General features: G+C 70.5%; 20 protein-coding genes. 11 read left to right on the top strand and 9 right to left on the bottom strand.

Features of this window, described 5'->3' with window-relative positions:
* Window positions 1-34 precede the first annotated feature (34 nt).
* Genes ACFWYW_RS20660 through ACFWYW_RS20640 form a run of 5 tightly spaced genes read left to right on the top strand, consistent with a single transcriptional unit; the run spans window position 35 to window position 5,733 of the window.
* Window positions 35-1,849 (top strand): ABC transporter substrate-binding protein, encoded by a 1,815-nt coding sequence (locus ACFWYW_RS20660; protein WP_379615213.1) that lies wholly within the window; start codon window positions 35-37, stop codon window positions 1,847-1,849.
* Complete coding sequence (locus ACFWYW_RS20655) at window positions 1,846-2,901, top strand: ABC transporter permease (RefSeq protein ID WP_379615211.1); 1,056 nt, start codon at window positions 1,846-1,848, stop codon at window positions 2,899-2,901. The genes ACFWYW_RS20660 and ACFWYW_RS20655 overlap by 4 nt, the downstream gene beginning before the upstream one ends.
* On the top strand, window positions 2,898-3,770 hold the full coding sequence (locus tag ACFWYW_RS20650) for an ABC transporter permease (protein WP_379615209.1): 873 nt from the start codon (window positions 2,898-2,900) through the stop codon (window positions 3,768-3,770). The genes ACFWYW_RS20655 and ACFWYW_RS20650 overlap by 4 nt, the downstream gene beginning before the upstream one ends.
* On the top strand, window positions 3,767-4,732 hold the full coding sequence (locus tag ACFWYW_RS20645; protein WP_379615206.1) for an ABC transporter ATP-binding protein: 966 nt from the start codon (window positions 3,767-3,769) through the stop codon (window positions 4,730-4,732). The genes ACFWYW_RS20650 and ACFWYW_RS20645 overlap by 4 nt, the downstream gene beginning before the upstream one ends.
* Window positions 4,729-5,733, top strand: coding sequence for an ABC transporter ATP-binding protein (locus ACFWYW_RS20640; protein ID WP_379615204.1), 1,005 nt, complete (start codon window positions 4,729-4,731; stop codon window positions 5,731-5,733). Before ACFWYW_RS20645 ends, ACFWYW_RS20640 begins: the two co-directional genes overlap by 4 nt.
* On the opposite strand, the gene ACFWYW_RS20635 is transcribed toward ACFWYW_RS20640, so the two are convergent.
* Window positions 5,734-6,381 (bottom strand): response regulator, encoded by a 648-nt coding sequence (locus ACFWYW_RS20635; RefSeq protein WP_379615202.1) that lies wholly within the window; start codon window positions 6,379-6,381, stop codon window positions 5,734-5,736.
* Window positions 6,378-7,481 carry a sensor histidine kinase gene (locus ACFWYW_RS20630; protein WP_379615200.1) on the bottom strand — a complete coding sequence of 368 codons (1,104 nt, stop codon included), beginning with the start codon at window positions 7,479-7,481 and terminating at the stop codon, window positions 6,378-6,380. Before ACFWYW_RS20630 ends, ACFWYW_RS20635 begins: the two co-directional genes overlap by 4 nt.
* A 108-nt stretch (window positions 7,482-7,589) precedes the next feature.
* On the opposite strand from ACFWYW_RS20630, the gene ACFWYW_RS20625 reads away from it, so the two are divergent.
* The gene (locus ACFWYW_RS20625) at window positions 7,590-8,642 is read left to right on the top strand and encodes an alpha/beta hydrolase family protein (protein WP_379615198.1); all 1,053 of its coding nucleotides are present in this window, start codon (window positions 7,590-7,592) and stop codon (window positions 8,640-8,642) included.
* A 38-nt stretch (window positions 8,643-8,680) separates the two neighbouring features.
* Here ACFWYW_RS20625 and ACFWYW_RS20620 read toward each other — a convergent pair whose 3' ends face one another.
* Window positions 8,681-9,499, bottom strand: coding sequence for an NAD(P)H-binding protein (locus ACFWYW_RS20620; protein ID WP_379615196.1), 819 nt, complete (start codon window positions 9,497-9,499; stop codon window positions 8,681-8,683).
* A gap of 65 nt (window positions 9,500-9,564) precedes the next feature.
* The gene (locus tag ACFWYW_RS20615) at window positions 9,565-10,698 is read right to left on the bottom strand and encodes an FAD-dependent monooxygenase (protein ID WP_379615194.1); all 1,134 of its coding nucleotides are present in this window, start codon (window positions 10,696-10,698) and stop codon (window positions 9,565-9,567) included.
* A 60-nt stretch (window positions 10,699-10,758) separates the two neighbouring features.
* On the opposite strand from ACFWYW_RS20615, the gene ACFWYW_RS20610 reads away from it, so the two are divergent.
* The 4 genes from ACFWYW_RS20610 to ACFWYW_RS20595 all read left to right on the top strand — a co-directional run bounded on the left by ACFWYW_RS20610 (window position 10,759) and on the right by ACFWYW_RS20595 (window position 14,554).
* Window positions 10,759-11,325 (top strand): TetR/AcrR family transcriptional regulator, encoded by a 567-nt coding sequence (locus ACFWYW_RS20610; RefSeq protein ID WP_379615192.1) that lies wholly within the window; start codon window positions 10,759-10,761, stop codon window positions 11,323-11,325.
* 128 nt (window positions 11,326-11,453) lie between these two features.
* Window positions 11,454-12,641 carry a cation:proton antiporter gene (locus ACFWYW_RS20605; protein WP_379615191.1) on the top strand — a complete coding sequence of 396 codons (1,188 nt, stop codon included), beginning with the start codon at window positions 11,454-11,456 and terminating at the stop codon, window positions 12,639-12,641.
* 153 nt (window positions 12,642-12,794) lie between these two features.
* Window positions 12,795-13,715, top strand: coding sequence for an NAD(P)H-binding protein (locus tag ACFWYW_RS20600; protein ID WP_379615190.1), 921 nt, complete (start codon window positions 12,795-12,797; stop codon window positions 13,713-13,715).
* On the top strand, window positions 13,712-14,554 hold the full coding sequence (locus tag ACFWYW_RS20595) for an NAD(P)H-binding protein (RefSeq protein WP_379615189.1): 843 nt from the start codon (window positions 13,712-13,714) through the stop codon (window positions 14,552-14,554). The genes ACFWYW_RS20600 and ACFWYW_RS20595 overlap by 4 nt, the downstream gene beginning before the upstream one ends.
* 46 nt (window positions 14,555-14,600) lie before the next feature.
* On the opposite strand, the gene ACFWYW_RS20590 is transcribed toward ACFWYW_RS20595, so the two are convergent.
* The 3 genes from ACFWYW_RS20590 to ACFWYW_RS20580 are packed head-to-tail and all read right to left on the bottom strand — an operon-like array spanning window position 14,601 to window position 16,194.
* Window positions 14,601-15,236 carry a maleylpyruvate isomerase N-terminal domain-containing protein gene (locus tag ACFWYW_RS20590; RefSeq protein WP_379615188.1) on the bottom strand — a complete coding sequence of 212 codons (636 nt, stop codon included), beginning with the start codon at window positions 15,234-15,236 and terminating at the stop codon, window positions 14,601-14,603.
* A 20-nt stretch (window positions 15,237-15,256) separates the two neighbouring features.
* Entirely contained in the window at window positions 15,257-15,571 is a 315-nt protein-coding gene (locus ACFWYW_RS20585) for a DMT family transporter (protein ID WP_379615186.1), read from the bottom strand.
* Window positions 15,568-16,194 carry an FMN-dependent NADH-azoreductase gene (locus ACFWYW_RS20580; protein ID WP_379615184.1) on the bottom strand — a complete coding sequence of 209 codons (627 nt, stop codon included), beginning with the start codon at window positions 16,192-16,194 and terminating at the stop codon, window positions 15,568-15,570. Before ACFWYW_RS20580 ends, ACFWYW_RS20585 begins: the two co-directional genes overlap by 4 nt.
* Window positions 16,195-16,263: 69 nt before the next feature.
* Here ACFWYW_RS20580 and ACFWYW_RS20575 point away from each other — a divergent pair, with 69 nt between their 5' ends.
* Entirely contained in the window at window positions 16,264-16,809 is a 546-nt protein-coding gene (locus tag ACFWYW_RS20575) for a TetR/AcrR family transcriptional regulator (RefSeq protein WP_379615182.1), read from the top strand.
* 21 nt (window positions 16,810-16,830) lie between these two features.
* Here the strand turns inward: ACFWYW_RS20575 and ACFWYW_RS20570 are convergent, their stop codons facing one another.
* Window positions 16,831-17,541, bottom strand: a complete 711-nt coding sequence (locus ACFWYW_RS20570) for a nucleotidyltransferase domain-containing protein (protein WP_379615180.1) — start codon at window positions 17,539-17,541, stop codon at window positions 16,831-16,833.
* Between the two features lies 1 nt (window position 17,542).
* Window positions 17,543-18,478: a ribose-phosphate diphosphokinase gene (locus ACFWYW_RS20565; protein ID WP_379615178.1), complete on the bottom strand. Its 936-nt coding sequence runs from the start codon at window positions 18,476-18,478 to the stop codon at window positions 17,543-17,545.
* Window positions 18,479-18,540: the final 62 nt, after the last annotated feature.

Raw genomic sequence — 18,540 nt, 5'->3', positions numbered from 1 at the left:
CACAGGGAACCCCCCGCCTGAAGGTGAGGCACACATGAAGAGATGGCTCGCGCGCCTGTCGGCGCTGAGCGTGGCACTTGTCATAGCAGGTCAGGGTCAAATGGCCCTTGCTCAGGAACCGGCGGCGGGGAAGAAGATCGTCCGCGTTGGCGCGACCCAGGCCGTCGACTCGATGAATCCCTTTCTCGCGGTCCGGCTGATCTCGACCTCGGTTCACCGCTGGATGTTCGGCTTCCTCACGGTCCCCGACTCCAAGACCTTGAAGCCCAGCCCCGACCTGGCCGAATCGTGGACGTCGTCGCCGGACGGCCTCACCTGGACGTTCAAGATCCGGCAGGCGAAGTGGTCGGACGGCACGCCGATCACCGCCGACGACGCCGCCTGGACCTTCAACAAGATCATGACGGACGAGGCGGCCAAGACCGCCAACGGCCCGGCCGTCGAGAACTTCGAGAGCGTCACCGCCTCGGGCCAGGACCTCACCATCAAGCTCAAGGCCCCGCAGGCCTCGATGCTGGAGAACCCGATCCCGATCATGCCGAAGCATAAGTGGGAGAGCGTCGCCGACATCGCCAAGTTCGAGGCCGACCAGTATCCGACCGTCAGCAGCGGGCCGTACATCGCGACGGAACACAAGAAGGACCAGTACGTCAAGCTGAAGGCCAACCCCGACTACTGGCGGGGCAAGCCCAAGATCGACGAGCTGCAGGTCATCTTCTATGACAACCCGGCCGCCGCGATCGTCGGGCTGAAGAAGGGCGACATCGACCTCATCGGCCGCCTCGCTCCCTCCGACTTCCAGGCGCTCGCCGGTGACGCGAACATCGAGCAGTGGAACAAGCAGGGCAGGCGCTCGGCGTACCTGCAGATCAACCACGGCGCCACCACCACCGACGACAAGCCCGTCGGTGACGGCCACCCGGCGCTGAAGGACCCGAAGGTCCGCACCGCGCTGCACCACGCGATCGACAAGGCCAAGCTCGTCGCGGACGTGCAGAACGGCCTGGCCAAGCCGGCCGACGGCTCGATCGTGCCGCCGATGTACACGGACTTCTTCTGGGAGGCCGCCGGCGAGGAGAAGATCTCCTACGACCCGGCCGCCGCCAACAAGATCCTCGACGACGCCGGTTACAAGAAGGGCGCCGACGGCGTCCGCACGATGCCCGACGGCAAGAAGAAGCTCGAGTTCCGCTTCAGCATCCACACCGACACCCCCGTCGAGGACAAGCTGGCCGAGTACCTGACCGGGTTCTTCAAGGAGGTCGGCATCACGCTGACCACGAACCGGCTGGACTCCAGCAAGTTCACCGAGGAGACCGGCGTCACCGGCCTGTTCGACATCGCGATCAGCGGCTGGTCGGTCAACCCCGACCCCGAAGAGGTCCTGGCCACGCACCTGTGCAGCCGGCGGCCGAACGCGGCCGGCGAGGGCGGCGGCACCGAGTCCTTCTACTGCAACCCCGACTTCGAGAAGCTCTACCAGGATCAGCTGAAGGAGCTCGACCGCCCCAAGCGCGCCGAGATCATCAAGCAGATGCAGAAGAAGCTCTACACCGACGCCCCGGTGATCGCGATCTACTACCCGAACGACCTTGAGGGCTACCGCAAGAGCACGATCACCAGCGTCACCTCGATCCCCGAGGGCGACGGCATCATCTACGGCGGCAGCAGCTTCTGGCCCTTCTACACGCTGGACGCCAAGGCCACCGCGGCCGGCGCCTCCGGTTCTGGCGCGGGCGGCTCCAGCACCGGCCTGATCATCGGCATCGTGGCCGCGGTCATCGTGGTCGGCGGCGCCGGATTCTTCCTGGTCAGGCGGCGCAAGGGCGTCGCGGACGAACGCGAATGACAGCACCGCTCGAAGCCATCGAGCCCGCCGCCGAGCAGGCGGCGGGCCCCGGTGACGAGCGCCCCGCCTACCGGGGAACGCTGCGCTACGCGGCGGTCAAGGCGGGCGGGGCAGTGCTCAGCATCGGCATGGTGATCATCGGCACGTTCTTCCTGTTCCGGATGCTGCCGGGCGACCCGGTGCGGGCCCTGGCCCAGGGCAGGAACATGACACCGGCCCAGCTCGACCTCGAACGCCGCCGGCTCGGGCTCGACAAGCCGCTGTTCGACCAGTTCCTCGACTTCCTGACCGGCACGCTCCGGCTGGACCTGGGCACCTCCTACGAGTACAAGCGCCCGGTCCTCGACCTGATCTTGGACCGTCTGCCGGCCACGATCCTCCTGGCGGGCACGGCTCTGGTGGTCGCCGTCGGCCTCGGCGTCTGGCAGGGCACCAAGGCGGGCTGGCGGCGCGGCAGCCGCTTCGACCGCTTCTCCACCAGCACCTCGCTGATCTTCTGGTCGGTGCCGACGTTCTGGCTCGGGTTGCTGCTGATGATGGCGCTGGGCAACGGGATCGGCCCGATCCCGGGCATCTTCCCCACCCGCGGCATCGAGAGTGTGGACGCCCCCGACGGCTTCGCCTACGTCCTGGACGTCGGCATGCACATGGTGCTGCCCGTGCTCACGATGGTCGGCGTCGTCTACGCCCAATACCTGCTGGTCATGCGCTCGTCGCTGCTGGACGAGGTCGGTCAGGACTACATCACCACCGCACGGGCCAAGGGCCTGCGCGACGATCAGGTGCGGCGCCGCCACGCCGTGCCCAACGCCCTGCTCCCGACCGTGACGCTGGTCTTCATGCGCATCGGCTTCGTCGTGGGCGGCGCGGTCACGGTGGAGGCCATCTTCACCTGGCCGGGACTCGGGCAGCTGTTCTACCGGGCGATCAAGGTGCCGGACTTCACGCTGATGCAGGGCACGTTCATGCTGCTGTGCGTCTCGGTGATCCTGATGAACACGCTGGCCGACGTGGTCTATCACGTCCTCGACCCGAGGGTGAGGTCGGCATGACCACGGTCGCGTGGACGCGCAGGAAGATGGCGTTCGGCCGGTTCTGGACCATGTTCCGCCGGCAGCCGGCCGGTGTCGTGGGGCTGGGCATCCTGGTGGTCGCGGTGGTGCTGGCGCTGATCGCGCCGCTGTTCATCGACGACAGCGTGACCAGCGTGGTCTCGGGCACCGGGACGAGGTGGGGCGCGCCCGGCACGGACAGCGCGCTGGGCAACGACGAGTCCGGGCGCTCCATTTTGGAGCTGATCTGGTGGGGTTCGCGGACCTCGTTGCTCATCGGGTTCCTGGCCGCCGCGCTCGCCATGGTCATCGGCACCGTGATCGGGATCGCCGCCGGGCACTTCCGTGGCTGGATCGGCGCCACGCTGATGCGGGTCACCGACTGGTTCCTGGTGCTGCCGTCGCTGGTGACCGCGCTGGTGCTGGCCGCCATCCTGGGCGGCAGCATGACGACGATCATCGTGGCGATCGGGGTCACGGCGTGGCCGTCCACGGCGCGGCTGATCAGGGCGCAGACGCTGGCGGTGGAGGCGCGGCCGTACATCGAGCGCTCGAAGGCACTCGGCGCGGGGCACTGGCACATCATGACCAAGCACGTGCTGCCGAACGTGGCGCCCCTGCTGCTGGCCAGCACGACGCTGGAGGTGGCCAGCGCGATCGTCACCGAGTCCACGCTGGCCTTCCTCGGCGTGAGCTCCAACAAGACGTCGTGGGGGACCATGCTGCGCGGCTCCTACGACTGGAACGCCGCCTCCAACGGCGCCTGGTGGTACATCGTCATCCCCGGCCTGTGCATCGTCGCCGTCGTGATGGCGTTCACGCTGGTCGGCCGGGCCCTGGAAGCCGTGCTGAACCCGAGGTTGCGATGAGCCTGCTCGAACTGGACGACGTCTCCGTCACCTACCGGATCGCCTCCGGCGAGGTCCCGGCGGTACGCGGGGTCTCGCTGAAGCTGGCGGCGGGCGCGGCGCTGGGCGTCGCGGGCGAGTCGGGATCGGGCAAGTCGACGCTGGCCATGTCGCTGCTGCGGCTGCTGCCCGCCGACGCCCGCGTCACCGGCAAGATCCTGCTCGACGGCGAGGACGTGCTGACCATGAAGTGGGGCCGCCTGCGGGCGGTGCGCTGGGCGGAGGCGTCGATCGTCTTCCAGGGCGCGCAGCACGGCCTCAATCCGGTACGCCGCATCGGCGACCAGATCGCCGAGCCGCTGCTGGTGCACGGCCTGGCCAGGCCGGAGGGCGCGCGCAAGCGGGTCGCCGAACTGCTCGACCAGGTGGGGCTGCCGTCCTGGCGGGCGCGCAGTTACCCGCACGAGCTGTCCGGCGGGCAGCGGCAGCGGGTCATGATCGCGATGGCGCTGGCCTGCGAGCCCCGGTTGATCATCGCCGACGAGCCGACGACCGCGCTCGACGTGATGGTCCAGGCTCAGGTGCTGACGTTGATCAAGGAGCTGGTGGCCTCTCAGGACATCTCCCTGATCATGATTTCTCACGATTTGTCGGTCCTGGCGGATGTGTGCGGGGAGCTGGCCGTCATGTACGCCGGCCGCATCGTCGAGAACGGCCCCTCCCACGAGGTCTTCCACGACGCCAAGCACCCCTACAGCAAGGCGCTGGCCGCCGCCTTCCCGACCGTCGGCGACCCGGTCTCCCGCATGGCGCCCAAGGGCCTCGGCGGCGACCCGCCCGATCCGATGCAGTTGCCCGGCGGCTGCTCGTTCCATCCCCGGTGCCCGGTGGCGGTCGAGGCCTGCCCGACCCTGGACGTCGAGCTCTGGTCCGCCGGCGCCCGCCGTTCCGCTGCCTGCGTGCACGTGAAGGAGGCGTCATGACCGAGACCGAGACGCCCGTGGAACAGACGGCCGCCACCCGCACCACGCTGCTGGAGGCGCGGGACCTGCACGTGGACTTCGCCTCGCGCGGGCGGCGCGCCCGCGCCGTCGACGGCGTGAACCTGGCCATCGGCGAGGGCGAGATCGTCGCGCTGGTCGGCGAGTCCGGCTGCGGCAAGACCACGCTCGCGCGCACGCTGCTCGGCCTGGAGCGTCCGAGCTCCGGCACCGTCCGGTACGGCGGCGCCCCCCTGTCCTACGACTCCCGCTCGCTCAAGGCCTACCGGCGCGAGGTGCAGCTCGTCCTGCAGGACCCGACCGGTTCGCTCAACCCCCGCCACACCGTGTACGAGGCGGTCGCGGAAGGCCCGCGCATCCACGGCCTGCCCGACGAGGAGAAGGTTGTCGCCGAGGCACTGTCACGGGCCGGGCTCCGGCCGCCGGAGCGCTTCTTCCTGCGCTACCCGCACGAGCTGTCCGGCGGCCAGCGCCAGCGCGTCGTCATCGCCGGGGCGCTCGCGCTCAACCCGCGCGTCCTGGTGGCCGACGAGCCGGTGGCCTCGCTGGACGCCTCCGTACGCGGCGAGATCCTCGCCCTCATGCTCAGGCTCCGCGCCGACCTCGGCCTGTCGGCCCTGGTCGTCACCCACGACCTGGGCCTGGCGTGGAACATCGCCGACCGGGTGGCCGTCATGTACCTGGGCCGCATCGTCGAGTCAGGCCCGGTCGAGCAGGTCCTGACCGCGCCGCGGCACCCGTACACGCAGGCGCTGATGTCGGTGCTGCCCGAGTCGCCGGAACGCGTCATCCTGACCGGCGAGCCCCCGGACCCGACCCGCATCCCGGGCGGCTGCCGCTTCCACGCGCGCTGCCAGGTGCTGGCCTCGGGCAAGGCGGAGGAAGCCGGGGTGGCGGCCAGGTGCAGGACCGAGCCGCTGGAGATCCTGCCCGCCGTACCCACCGCTCAGGAGGCCTGCCACTACGCGGCGCTGACCCCCTGATCAGCCGAGGTCCGCGTCGTGGACCAGGATGGCGGCCTGGACCCGGTTGGTGAGGCCGAGCTTGGCCAGGACGCGGCTGACGTGGGCCTTGACCGTGGCTTCCGTCAGGTGGAGTTCGCGGCCGATCTCGGCGTTGGACAGGCCCCTGGCCAGGCAGCGGATGACGTCCTCCTCCCGGCCGGTGAGCAGGGCGAGCCGCTTGCGGGCCCGGTCCGCGCGTGAGGGAGCCCGGTCGACGAAGGCGGAGATCAGGCGTCTGGTCACCGTCGGCGAGAGCATGGCCTGTCCCGCGGCCACGGTGCGGACGGCCGCCGCCAGTTCCCTGGGCGGCGTGTCCTTCAGGAGGAAGCCGACCGCGCCCAGCCGGAGCGCCTCGTGGACGTACTCGTCCAGGTCGAACGTGGTCAGCATGACCACCTTCGGTGCTTGCTCCCCGGCCAGGATGCGGGCGGCGGCGGTCAGGCCGTCGGCGCCGGGCATCCGCACGTCCATGAGCACCACCTCGGGACGCAGCCGGGCCGCCGCGGTGACGGCCTCCTCGCCGTCGCGGGCCTCGCCGACGACCGAGATGCCGCCCGCCGCCTCCAGGATCATCCGCAGGCCGGACCTGACCAGTTCCTCGTCGTCGACGACCAGGACGCGGATCATGCCGGGATCCTGGCGCGTACCCGGAAGCCGCCGTCGGGTGCGGCGCCGGCCGCGAGCGTGCCGCCGATCAGCTCCACCCGCTCCCGCAGCCCGACCAGGCCCCACCCCGACGGCGCGAGCGCCGGGACGGTCGTGGCCGGGCGGGCGTTGTGTACCTCGATCTCCAGGTCTTCGCCGGCGAAGCGGAGGGTCACGGCCGTCGGCGCGCCGCCGCTGTGTTTGTGCACGTTGGTGAGGGCCTCCTGGACGATCCGGTACGCCGTCCGCTCCACCGCGTCACGCAGGGGACGGGGTTCGCCCTCGTCCCGGCGGGTCACCTCGATGCCCAGCTCGCGGGACTGGTCGAGCAGCCGGTCGAGGTCGGCGAGCGTGGGCTGCGGGTCGCGGGAGGTGTCGTGCCGCAGGACGCCGAGCACGTCGCGCAGGTTGGCCAGCGCCTCCCTGCCGATGCCGCCGATCAGCGCGGCGGCCCGCGCCGTACCGTCGTCGGGGGCGCGCATCTCCAGCGCGCCGGCGTGCAGGACCATCAGCGAGACGCGGTGCGCGACCACGTCGTGCATCTCGCGGGCGATGCGCGCGCGTTCGTGCGCGCGGGCCTGCTCGGCGCGCATGACCTGCTCCCGCTCCAGACGTTCCGCGCGCTCGCGGGCGGCGGCGCGTACCTCGGCCCGCGCCCGTATCCACAGCCCGGCCAGCAGCGGCACGACGATCGTGAGCATGGCCATGAAGAGCGCGTTGACCGGCGTGGCCGTCACCATCTCCCGCTCGCCGCCGATCGCCCGGCCGATCGCGACCGACAGCGCCACGACGAGAACGGCCGCGCCCAGGTAGGCGGCGACGTCACGGCCGCGCCGCAGCGTGGTGCCCGCGTAGTAGGAGGCCAGCATGATCGGCGGCCAGATCCCCAGCCCCGCGTACGCCGCCGCGCCCACGACGGCCAGCGGCCACCACGCGCGCGGGGCGTGCCAGGCGGCGACGGCCGCGACGCCGGCGACCGCGAGCAGCACCGGCAACGGCAGCCCGGAGGCCACGCCGAGCTGACCGGTGGCGGGCCCGAGCGTGAGCGCGAACATCGCGACGCCGAGGAGGACACGGGGCATGCTTCGAGGGTATGGCCGGTTGACCTGCGCGTATGACGACGAAAGTAGGGGGTGCCGGTCGACGTTCGCAGCGGGCGCGATCGGGCGGGCCGCCGCGAGTCTGGGGCCATGAAACGCACACTGATCCTGGTGACCGCCGCCGCGCTGACCCTCGTGAACGGCGCCGCCGCCCAGGCCGCCACCACGCCGGAGCTGCCGCGGCCCACCGGCGAGGCCCCCGTGGGCATGTCCACCCTGCATCTTGTGGACTCCTCCAGACCCGATCCGTGGAACCCGGCGGCCAAGAGCCGCGAGCTGCTGGTCTCGGTCTGGTATCCGGCCGGGAAGGCGGGCGGGAAGCCGGTGCGGTACCTGACCCCGCAGGAGTCGGCGCTGATCCTGAAGCCGTTCCCGGAGGTCCCGCCGGAGATCCTCGCGCGGACGAGGACGCATGCCACCACCGATGCCGTGCCCCGCGAGGGACGGCTGCCGCTGGTGCTGATGTCGCCGGGGTTCAGCTGGCCGAGGGCGACGATGACCACGCTGGCCGAGGACTTCGCCAGCCGCGGCTATCTCGTGGCCGCGGTCGAGCACACCTACGAGGCCGTCGCGACCTTCCCCGACGGCCGGACCACGACCTGCCTGGCCTGCGTCAAGGGCCAGGACCAGGCGAAGGTGGCGGCGAGCCGGGTGAAGGACGTCCGGTTCGTGCTGGACGAGGTGAAGAAGCGGTGGCGGGTGGGCGACGTCGCGATGGTGGGCATGTCGATGGGCGGCAACACCACCGCGCACGCGATGCGCGCCGACCGGCGGATCAGGGTGGGCGTCAACCTGGACGGCACGTTCAACCCGGTTCCCGGACGGATCGCGCGGCCGTTCCTGCTGCTGGGCAACCCCGCCTCGCACGAGCCGACCGGTAGGGACGAGACCTGGGGCCGGGCGTTCGCGAACATGAAGGGCTGGAAGCGCTGGCTGACGATCGACGGCAGCGTCCACGCGAGCTTCACCGACTACGGCGTCCTGCAGCCGCAGATCGGCCTGCCCGACTCCGAGATCGGCGGCGCCCGCGGGCTCCTGCTGACCCGGACATACGTAGGAGCCTTCCTGGACAGGCACCTGCGCGGCGAGAAGGCGCCGCTGCTGGACCGGCCGGAAGACTCCGTGGTGAAGCGCTGGAAGTAGGTGAGCGGGGGGCTCTCCGGAGAGAGCCCCCCGATGGCTCAGAAAGCGGCCGCGTTCTCCTGCGCCCACTGGGCGAAGGTACGCGCCGGGCGGCCGGTGACGCGCTCGACCGTGCCGACCACGGTGTAGCCGATCTCGGGGGTGTTGCCGAGGGCGTCGACCAGGAACTCGATCAGCTCGGGGCCCATGCCCTTGGCAGCCCACATCTCGCGCGCCCCGGCCTCGGTCAGCTCCTCGAAGGCGACCTCCTTGCCGATGGCCGCGCCGAGCTGGCGGGCCTTCTCCTCGGTGGTGACCGCCTCGGGGCCGGTCAGCACGAGCTCCTCGCCGTCGTAACCGCCGTCGACGAGGACCTTGGCCGCCACCGCGGCGATGTCGCGCTCGTGCACCATCGCGCTGAGCCGCCCGCCGAACGGCTCCTTGATGACCTCGCCGGCGCGGATCGTCTCGGCCCACCACTGCTTCGTGTTCGACATGAACTCGACCGGGCTGAGCAGCGTCCACTCCAGCTCGCTTCCGGTCAGCGCCTGCTCCAGGGGGCCGTCGGCGCGACCGCCGAGGACGGTGGCCCGCCGTACGCCGTGCTTCTCGGCCAGCTTGACGATCAGGTCGCCGTTCTCCAGCGGCTCGTAGTTGTCGCCGGCGAAGTTGATCAGATGGACGGCGGTGACGCCGGCGAAGGCGGCGTCGAGGGTCTCGGGCTGCGCGAGGTCGCCGGCGACGACCTCGACGCCCTCGGGCAGACCGGCCTTCTCGGGGTTCCTGGTCAGCGCCCGCACCTGGTGGCCGGCCTCGAGCAGCTCGGCGACGACGTTGCGGCCGACGGTACCGGTGGCGCCGGTGACGAGGAAAGTCATGGGAAGCTCCTTCTGAAGAGTGCGGAACGGAACGTTCTGATATCACTCTAACAGAACGGAACGCTTTATTCCACATAATTCTTGAGTGAGATGGCGTTGGCCGCCCGGCCGATGCCGCCCGCGATGCGGTCGATCATCGCGTCCTTCCAGGGCAGGCGGGGGAGCAGCTTGATCATCTTGAGCTGGAACCAGATCATGCCGGCCGACGCCAGGACGATGCCCTTGATGTTCGTCGGGCCGAGCTTCTGGTTCTCCTCGACGAAGTGCCGCATCTCGCGCTCGTAGCCCTCCAGCGAGCCGCCGGCCAGCTCGCCCGCCAGGACGTACGCGCCGACCAGCGCCAGGCTGGTCCCCTGGCCGGAGGCGGGCGAGGTGCAGTAGCCGGCGTCGCCGACCAGCACCACGCGCCCCTTCGACCAGGAGTCCATGTGGATCTGGGTGAGCGTGTCGCGGTAGAAGTCGTCCGACCGCCGCACCGCCTCCAGCAGCTTGGGCACCTCCCAGCCGACCCCGGCGAAGGCCTCGTGCACGTCCTGCTCGCCCGACCACATGAACAGCGCCTTGGCGTCGCCGTCCTGCTTGGTGCTGTAGACGTTGGCGGTACGGCCCGGCGCCAGGTGCACCGCCTCCTCGCGGTCCAGGCCCAGGTGGTTGGGCACGGTGGCGATCGCGATCTGGTAGCCGAGGTCGCGGGCGAACTGCTTCTCCTCGCCGAACGCGAGCCTGCGGACGTTGGAGTGCACGCCGTCGGCGCCCACCACGTAGTCGAAGCGGCGCGGGGCCGAGCGCTCGAAGGTGACGGTCCCGTCCTCGCCGATGGCGGTGATGGAGTCGTCGAACACGTACTCCACCTCGTCGCGGGTCAGCTCGTAGAGCAAATCGGTGAGGTCGCCGCGCATGATCTCGGCGTCGTCCTTCTGCCGGCCGCCGAACAGGTCGGCGTCCATGGTGGCCATGACCCGGCCGCGGGCGTCGTAGTTGGTCGCGATCGTCATCTCGGTGCTGTGCGCCCGCACGGCCTCCAGCAGCCCCATCCGCTCGATCACGGTGAGCCCGGCGCCCCGGATGTCGACCTTGTAGCCGCCCCTGCGGATCTCGGGGGCCCGCTCGACGACGGTGACGGTGAAGCCGTGGCGGCGCAGCCAGTAGGCGGTCGCGGTGCCGGCGACGCTGGCGCCGGAGATCAGGATGTTCGTCATGCCCTGAACGGTACATGCGTCTAAGACATATGTGCAAGACGTTCGTGCTAATCTTCCGCCATGGGAAATCGCGAGGAACTGCTGGCCGGTGCCAAGAGCTGTCTGCTGGAGAAGGGCTACTCGCGCACGACGGCGCGCGACATCGCCAACGCCTCGGGTGTGAGCCTGGCCGCGATCGGCTACCACTTCGGCTCGAAGGACACGCTCATGAACGAGGCGTTGTTCGAGGCCATGCGCGAATGGGGCGACGAGCTCGGGGCCACGCTCACCGCCGACCTCAAGCCGGACGTCACCCCGCTCGAACGTTTCGAGAGCGCCTGGGACCGGGTCGTGGAATCGTTCGAGCGCATGCGGCCGCTCTGGGTCACACAGTTCGACCTGCTCGGGCAGATCGACCATCTGCCGGAGGTGCGCGCCCAGCTGATCGGCGTCATGGGCGAGGCGCGTACGGGGCTGGCGGAGTTGTTCCAGGGCATCGACCCGGCCGCCGAACCGGAGCGCGCCCGCCTGGTCGGCACGTTCTACCAGGCCATGCTGACCGGGCTGCTGGGCCAGTGGCTGCTCGACCCCGCGAGCGCGATGAAGGGCCGCGACGTCGTCACGGCCCTTCGCTCGATCGTGTCCTAGAGATGCGCCGTCTCCTGGGCTGCCGTCGGCTTCGACGGCAGCCCAGGACTCCGGCGCAGTCCCGCCAAGTCCGCGGCGTACCGTGCGGCGCGCTGAGATCAGGGTGCGGACCTGCGACGATACCGGTCGTGATTTCCTCGATCATCGCCGTTGGCGCCACACTCGTCGTCTGGTCCCTGATGGCCCGGAAGTTCGAGCAATGGCGGCTCACCGCGCCCGTTGTCGCGGTGGTGGCGGGGGCGCTCGTGGGACTGACGGTTCGCGACAGCATCGGGGAGACGCTCAACACGCACGCGGCGTTGCGGGCGGCGGAGATCATTCTGGCGGTGCTGTTGTTCATCGACGCGGCCGACGTCCGGGACGGGATGTTGGGCCGCAGTCCCGGCGCGGCGCTACGGGTTCTGCTGATCGCGCTGCCCTTGAGCCTGGCGCTCACCGTGGCCGTGGGGTGGTGGTTGCTGCCGGAGGTGGCGTGGCCCGTGCTGCTGGTGATCGCGTGCGTGGTGATGCCCACCGACTACGCGCCCGCGCAGGCGATTCTGCGGGATCCGCGGCTGCCGGCGCGGGTGAAAGACGTGCTCAACGTGGAGGGCGGATACAACGACGGGGTCGTGTCGCCGATCATCCTCTTCGCGTTGGTCCTGGCGGGAGACGGCACGAAGACACAGACGCCGGGGGACGCACTGGGTTCGGCCTGGCCTTCGGCTGCGAAGGCGATCCTGGTGGGCCTCGCGCTGGGGGCGCTGCTGGGCTTCTTGGTGAGCCGCGCCGGACGGGCGGGGTTCATGAGCACCCAGTCGAAGCGGCTGGTCGTGGTCGCGGCGCCGTTGCTGACGTACGGCACCGCGGTGGCCATCGGCGGCAACGGGTTCGTCGCGTCGTTCGTGTGCGGGTTCGTCTTCCATGCCGTACGGCAGAACGAAGAGACGCGCCGGGAGATGGAACTGATCGACGACATCGGCTTTCTGCTCGGAGTCGTCATGTGGTTCGTCTTCGGGACGGCGGCCTTGTTCGCGCTGTGGGGAGGTGTGGACTGGAGGCTGCTGGTGTTCTGCGTGGCAGCGCTGACAGTGCTGCGGATCGCGCCGGTGATGTTGTCGCTCATCGGGTCCGGAGTGCCTGCCAAGGAAGGGCTGCTCATCGGATCGCTCGGGCCGCGTGGGACGACGTCGATCGTGTTCGGGCTCCTGGCCTTCAACGAACTGCACGACGACGTTTCCATTCCCGTGCTGACGGCACTGGTGATCACTGTGCTCGGCAGCGTCGTCCTGCACGGGCTGGGCTCGCCCGTCGCCGCCCGGAGGTATCGGCTCTAGCTCAGCCGGTGTCCGTTCGAGGGCCGTGGATCGGTCCATAGGCGAAAAATCGAAATCCGTCCTAGCATCCTCCGGGACAACGGAACCGCCGCGAACGCGGGCACGGGCGCGGCGGTTCCCCGGCAACCTTCAGGTAACCGCAGAGGAGTCTACGTGACGCTGTTGGTAACAGGTTCGAGCGGAAAAGTCGGCAGGAGGGTGGTCGCCGGGCTGGTCGGCGCCGGTCAGCGCGTACGCGCGATGGCCCGTGACTCGCAGGCCGCCGCGGCTCTGCTTCCGGCAGGGACCGAAGTGGTCCAGGGGGACTTCGAACGGCCGGAGACATGGGCGGCCGTGCTTGACGGGGTGGAGCGGGTGCATCTGTTCCCGTTCGCCGGCGGGAGCTTCGTCGAGGCGGCGGTCGCGGCGGGGACGCGCAGGTTCGTGGTCCACTCGGCGGTGGCCGCCGGCTTCGACCCGGCCCCGGCGCAGGGTCCCGGCCAACCGCATGGGTCCGCGCTGCGGCGCCACCTTGATGAGGAGCGCGACGGGCATCGCATGGTCGAGCTGGCCGTCGAGGCCAGTGGGGCCGAGTGGACGCATGTCCGCCCCGGTCTGCTGGCCAGTGGCGCGCTCGACTGGGCTGAGGAGATCCGCGGCACCGGTGCGGTGCGCGCGCCGTACCCGAAATCGGGCAGCGCGCTCGTGCACGAGGCCGACGTGGCGGAGATCGCGGTCGCCGCGCTGCTCACCGACGAGCACCTCGGGGCCGCGTACACCATCACGGGGCCGGAGAAGGTCACCCAGCTGGAGCAGGTACGGCTCGTCGGCGAGGCGATCGGGGAGGAGGTCCGCTTCGTGGAGCTGACGCCTGAGCAGGCGCGAGCGGAGTGGTACGACCCCGAGCAGGGCGTCGACCACGAGCTCCTGGACTGGGTGCTGGAGTTGCGAGCGGCCCTGGCCGACGAGCCGGAGCTGATACCCGCCACCGACACCTATGAACGCCTCACCGGACGGCCGCCCCGTACGTTCGCACAGTGGGCGCGCGACCACAGGGCGGACTTCCAGGTGAGCGGCAGGGAGGGCCGGCGATGACGGTACTGGTGACGGGAGCGACGGGCCGGGTCGGGCGCGGCGTCGTGGCCGAACTGCTGCGGGCGGGCGCACGCGTGCGGGCGCTGACGCGCCGCCCGGAGAGCGCCGGGCTGCCGGAGGGGGCGGAGGTGGTACGCGGCGACCTGGAGAACCCCGAGTCCCTGGCGGAGGCGCTCAAGGGTGTCGAGCGCATGTACCTGTTCCCGGTGGCGGAGACGGCCAGGGAGGTGGTCGCGATGGCCAGGCGGGCCGGGGTGCGGCGCATCGTCGTCCTGTCCGGAGCGCTGGCCGAGGAGGAGGCCGACGACGAGGAGGGCGGATACCGCGCGGTGGAGGTCGCGGTCCAGGAGTCCGGTCTGGAATGGACGCTCGTACGGCCCGGCGAGTTCGCCGCCAACTGGCTCGACTACGCCGCGGACATCCGGGAAAAGCGCGAGGTGCGACGGCCATTCGGCGAGGCGGTCACCAGGCCGACGCATGAGGCCGACATCGCGCTGGTGGCCGCTCGCGCCCTGCTCGAAGAGGGGCATGCCGGGCAGATCTACGTCCTCGCCGGCCCCGAGGCCCTGACAGTGGCCGAGCAGGTGCGGCTCGTCGGCGAGGCGATCGGGGAGGAGGTCCGCTTCGTGGAGCTGACGCCTGAGCAGGCGCGAGCGGAGTGGTACGACCCCGAGCAGGGCGTCGACCACGAGGTGATCGACTGGCTGCTGGACCTTTACGGCACGTCGTCCGGAGGGAGCGGCCGGGTCCCCGGCTCGGACGCCTTCGAACGCCTCACGGGCCGTCCGCCCACCTCGTTCGCCCGATGGGCGGCCGACCACGCCCACGACTTCCGCTGATCCGCACCGGCTCATCAACCAGATGAGCCGGTGACACCTGGCAGGGCTAGAAGGCGCTGATGGTGGCGGGCGCCCGCTCGGCCCTGCTCAGCGTGCGGATGACCGCCGTGGCCCCATGCCGGTGTACGGCCAGCCGCGCCAGCAGGTCGACGACCGGATCGATCACCGAATCCGGCAGCTCCGGCGTCTCGAGCCCCACGCTGGCCGCCAGGTCGTCGGAGTGCACGACGATCTCCATGAGCCGCGTGAGCAGGAAGTCGTCCAGCCGCAGCGACCAGCCGTTCCAGTCGAGGTGCACGACCCGGTCGGCCGGTTCCGCGGGCAGCGCCGCGGTGAGGTGGGCGAGCACCTCGGCCATCCGGCCGGCCAGCACGCCGGGACCGCAGGCGGCGATCGACTCGCCGCCCTGCCGGATGGTCAGGTTGCTCTCGTGGTCGAGCCCGGCCTCGACCCAGGGCGAACTGATGTAGTGCTCGATGAGCGCGATGGGCGGCTGGAGACCCGGTCGTGGCAGGACCTCGTCCACCCTGACCAGTTGGTGACCCAGATGTCCGGCCAGTCCGCGGACGCTGAACTCGGTCAGCGCGCTCGGCTTCTCCCACGCGGCGGCGACCGCGGGGTGGCCGAGCAGCGCGACCGCCGAGCCGGCGGCGATCAGGTAGGACTCCCGAATCTCACCCATGCGCATGCCTTTCGGAGGGGTCAGGTCGTTACTCGCGCCAACACTATCCCGCTGACTATCAGCGCCAGCGCCGCCATCCTGCCCACGGACACCGGGTCGTCGTTGAGCACGATGCCGAGGACGATCGCGCCCACGGCGCCGATGCCGGTGAAGACCGCGTAGGCGGTGCCGACGGGCAGCGTGTTCATGGCCAGCGACAGCAGGAACACCGCCGCCGCCATCAGCAGCAGGCTGACCAGGGTGGGGATGGGCCGGGTGAAGTTCTGGGTGGGCTTGATGCTCTGTGACCAGGCCACTTCGACCAGGCCGGCCAGGGCGAGGATGAGCCAGTTCACTTGGACGCCTCCTTGAGCGCGGCACGGCGCGACTCCTCGTGCTGCTCGCGCAGGTGCGACAGCCGCGGGTCGATCAGGGCGTTGGCCAGTTCGGTGCTGATGAAGGAGACGTCCTCCACGTCGAAGTGGCCCTTGAAGAAGTCGCGCAGGTAGCGCTCCTGGTAGTCCATGGGCTCGCGGACGGTCCCCGGTCCGTAGGCGCCGCCGCGAGCGGAGGTCACCACGAAGCGGCGGCCGCGCAGCGACATCTTCGGGAAGGTGATCTGGTCGAGCCAGGCCTTCAGCGACGACGGGATCGAGTAGTTGTACATCGGGGTCCCGATCAGCACGACGTCGGCGGCGACCACCTCGTCGAGCAGCGGCTTGAGCGTCTGCCAGGCCTCGTTCTGGGCGGGGGTGGAGACGGCCTCGCCGTACCGGGAGATGTCGGTGATCTCGTGCCGGAGCACGTGGTCGCACAACTCGGTCCAGGCCTCGGTGATGTGCGGGACCGGGTCGGCGGCCAGGTCGCGGTAGAGGTATCCGGCGCCGGGGTGGGCGGCGCGCCAGGCGTCGGCATAGGCACGCGACAGCTCACGGGAGAAGGAGGTACGGCGGGCGCTGGCGTCCAGGTGAAGCAGCATGGGACTCTCCGAGTTAAGTGGACGGACTGTCCGCTTAAACGGACGCACTGTCCGGATATATTCCTGGGTATGGAAAGAGCCGATGCCGCCCGCAACCGGGCCAAGATTCTGCGGGCGGCGGCGGAGTTGTTCGCCGGCCGGCCGCCGCAGGACGTCACCATGGACGAGATCGCCAAGGCGGCGGGCGTCGGGCGGGGCACCCTGTACCGCCGCTACCCCGACCGGGCCGCCATCGCCGTCGCGCTGCTGGACGAGCACGAGCGCGCGCTGCAGGAGCGGCTCATGCAGGGCCCGCCGCCGCTGGGCCCCGGCGCGCCGCCGGCCGAGCGGCTGGCCGCCTTCTACGCGGCGATGTGCGACCTGCTGGAGGACCACGCCCACCTGGTGCTGGGGACCGAGGTGGGCAGGCAGCGCTTCGAGACCGGGGCCTACGGCTTCTGGCGCGTGCACGTGCGCTCGCTGCTGACCGCCGCCGGCACGCCGGGACCCGACGCGCTGGTGGACGTGCTGCTCGCGCCGCTGGCCCCGGAGGTGTACACGTACCAGCGGCGCGAGCGCGGCCTGACCAAGAAGCAGATCGCCGACGCCCTGGCCAGGCTGGCCACCGCCCTGTAAGCGCCTCGCTCCAGGCGGTCTTCAGGCCAGCGTGCGGTGGATCGTGGCGCGGATGAACGAGCGGGCCAGCATCGCCCGGCGGGCGCGGCCGAGCTTGGGGCCGGGCGTGCCGTAGCGGCGGGCCCTGATGTCGGCCACCACCCGCTCCGGCGCGCCCAGCTCGGCCAGCACGTCGAACGCCTCCCGCTTGGTGATCAGGCGGTTGTCCCTGAGCGTGACGGTCGCCCTGGCCACCGTGATCAGGCCGAGGTCGACCCAGATGTCCTGCAGCCAGCGCTTGAAGCCATCGGTCTTGAGCAGCCAGAAGTCGGCCAGGTCGGCGCGGATGAACGCGTGCAGTTCGGCGTCGCTGACCTCGGGAAGCAGGTCCGGTACGGCGGTGCCGTACAGCTCGACGGGGCTGGAGTGCAGCTCGCGGCGGGTCACGGCCGTGACGGGGCGGTGGAACAGCTCGCCGTGCGCGGCGGTGAGGTGCTGCGCGGTCAGGTCGGGCAGCGTGTCGCGGACGATGTAGGAGCAGTGGAGCAGCTCGGGGAAGCCGCGGTGGATCTCCTCCAGGCGGGCCGGGTCGGTGACCGGGGATTCGACGACGGCGATCAGGTCGAGGTCGCTGCGGCCCGGCTGGTAGTCGCCGGCGCCGAGCGAGCCGTGCGCCCACAGGGCGAGCAGCGGGACCTCCCGCCTGATCTCGCCGAGGAAGCGCGTGAGCAGTTGGTCCGTCTCGGTGTGCATGTCAGGCGCCGAACAGGGCGCTGACCGACTCGCCCTCGTGGATGCGGCGCATCGCCTCGGCCAATGCGGGCGCGATGGACAGGACGGTCAGCTTGCCGCCGGACTTGTGGCCGGGCACGGTGTTCGTGCAGACGATCTCCTCGACCTCGGGCCGGTCGCCGAGCCGTTCGATCGCCCCGCTGGAGAACAGGCCGTGGGTGCAGGCCACGCGGACGCTGTTGACGCCGCGCTCCTTCAGCCGGTCGAGCAGCTCGATCATCGTGGTGCCCTTGGCGATCTCGTCGTCGAGCACGATCACGTCCTTGCCGGCGACGTCGCCGATCACCGAGCTGATCACCACGCGGTCGTCGCTGAAACGCTGCTTGGCGCCCATCGCGACGTCGGCGCCGAGCCGCCGGGCGAAGGCCGCCGCCTCCTTGGCGTTGCCCAGGTCGGGGGAGACCACGACCGTGTTGGACAGGTCGTTCCGCCGGAAGTGCGCGGCCAGCTCCCGCAGCGCGTGCAGGTGGTCGACCGGCACGCTGAAGAAGCCGTGAACCTGCGGCGAGTGGAGCGTCATCGTCAGCACGCGGCCCGCTCCCGCGGCCACCATGAGGTCGGCCACGAGCCGGGCGCCGATGGAGATGCGCGGGGCGTCCTTCTTGTCGGAGCGGGCGTAGGCGTAGTGGGGGAGGACGACCGTGATCCTGGCGGCCGAGGCGCCGCGCGCGGCGTCCAGCATGAGCAGGAGTTCCACCAGGTGTTCCTGCGTGGGCGGAACCAGGGGCTGGATCAGATACACGTCGCGCTCGCGGCAGTTGGCCTGCAGCTGCACTTCCAGGACGTCGTTGGCGAACCGTTTCACGCTGACCGGGTGCAAGGGCGTGCCCAGATGGGCGCAGATCTCCTCGGCCAGTTCGGGGTGGGCACTTCCGCTGAAGACAGTGATGTCGCGCACGCCACGCAGGATAATGGTCGGCGCGTTGACCACGCTTCGCTGTCGTGAGCTGCCATAACGTA

Source organism: Nonomuraea sp. NPDC059023 (genome assembly GCF_042740095.1).
Lineage (GTDB): Bacteria > Actinomycetota > Actinomycetes > Streptosporangiales > Streptosporangiaceae > Nonomuraea.
The sequence above is the reverse complement of the archived record's forward strand: the minus strand, read 5'-3'. Positions and strand labels throughout refer to the sequence as shown.